This window comes from Streptomyces zhaozhouensis (genome assembly GCF_900230195.1).
Classification (GTDB): Bacteria; Actinomycetota; Actinomycetes; order Streptomycetales; family Streptomycetaceae; genus Streptomyces; species Streptomyces zhaozhouensis.
In genome coordinates, this window is the sequence record NZ_OCNE01000062.1 from 1 (window position 1) to 1,479 (window position 1,479).

Genomic DNA, 1,479 nt, shown 5'->3' on the forward strand with positions numbered 1-1,479 from the left:
CTTGGGTTCTAGGGGTCGTCGCAACACCGCCTGGTTTCAGGTGGTGAGTAGATCACGTAGACGCTCGGCTGGGGTATCCCAGCCGAGCGTTTTGCGTGGGCGGCCGTTGAGTTCCTGGGCGACGTGTTCGAGGTCCTCGGGACTGTGGACGCTCAGGTCGGTGCCCTTCGGGAAGTACTGCCGCAGCAGCCCGTTCGTGTTCTCGTTGGAGCCGCGTTGCCAGGGCGAGGCCGGGTCGCAGAAGTAGACGGGCATGCCGGTGGCCATGCTGAACTGCTTGTGGCGTGCCATCTCGCTGCCCTGGTCCCAGGTCAGAGAGCCGCGCAGGTGGGCGGGGAGGGTCTGGATCGTGGCGATGAGGCCGTCGCGGACGGTCTGGGCGTCGTGGGCTCCGCCCGGCAGGTGGACGAGCATGGTGTAGCGGGTGGCGCGCTCGACCAGGGTGGCGATCGCGGAACGGCCGCCCGCGCCGATGATCAGGTCGCCTTCCCAGTGACCGGGCACCGCCCGGTCCTCGATGGCGGCGGGGCGGTCGCTGATCATCACCATGGGGTCGATGAACCTCGGGGTGCGCCGCTGGGGGTCCCGGCGTGGTTTGCGGCGGGTGCGGCCGGAACGGATGGCCGCCTGCACTTCCCGCTTCAGGCCGCCGCGGGCCTGGAAATACAGCGCTTGGTAGACCGTCTCCACGCTCACCCGCATGCTCTCGTCGTCGGGATGCTCTCTTCGTAGAGCGTGGCAGATCTGTTCCGGTGACCACCGTCGGCGCAGTCCGTCCTGGACGAAGCGGCGTAGCCGTCCTTCGCGGAGCAGCTTGCGTTCCTTGGGGCGGGGCCTGCGCGCTGCGGTGGCGCGGTGGGCGGCGTAGGGCTGGTAGCCCTCGCTGCCCGAGTTCGCGTCGATCTCCCGCTTGACCGTGCTCGCCGGTCGTCCCAGGGCACGTCCGATCGCCCGCAGCGACAGACCCGCCGCCCGCAGATCGCGGATCTTCTCGCGCTCGGCCAGTGTCAGGAATCGCGGGTGAAGCTGCTTTTCCAGGGCTTCCAGGCCCACCGGTGCCGTGGTCACGCTGCCCATCGTGACCGTCCCGGTCGTGTAGTCGACACGGCGGCCGTCGGCGTAAGTGCGGGTGGTGCGGGTCTTCTTGACGCCCCAGTCCCAGTCCTTGGCCGTGCGCTCGTTCACACCAACCTGCCGGGCCGCACCCCGGCGGGCGACACCGGCGGCCCGAAGCCGCTCGTACTCGTCCCGCCCGGGATGCCGGCGCGGCAGGCGCACCGAACTCCGTCCGGCCTTCCGGGCCCAGCCGAAGGCAGTGTTCCGGTTCACCCCCAGCTCACGCGCCACCACGGTCACGTTCCCCACGACATCCAGCCGCGCAAGGAAACGCTCCCGCAACCCCGCAAGATCACCTTCAACGGCCACGGTCCTCGCAACTCCCACAGATCGCGGGTGTTGCGAGGACCGTTAGAACCCAAG

1 protein-coding gene is annotated in these 1,479 nt (G+C 69.4%); it reads right to left on the reverse strand.

The annotated features are described in order from the left end of the window. Positions 1 to 36: 36 nt before the first annotated feature. Positions 37 to 1,272, reverse strand: coding sequence for an IS30 family transposase (locus CRP51_RS27975; RefSeq protein WP_439333220.1), 1,236 nt, complete (start codon positions 1,270 to 1,272; stop codon positions 37 to 39). Positions 1,273 to 1,479 lie beyond the last annotated feature (207 nt).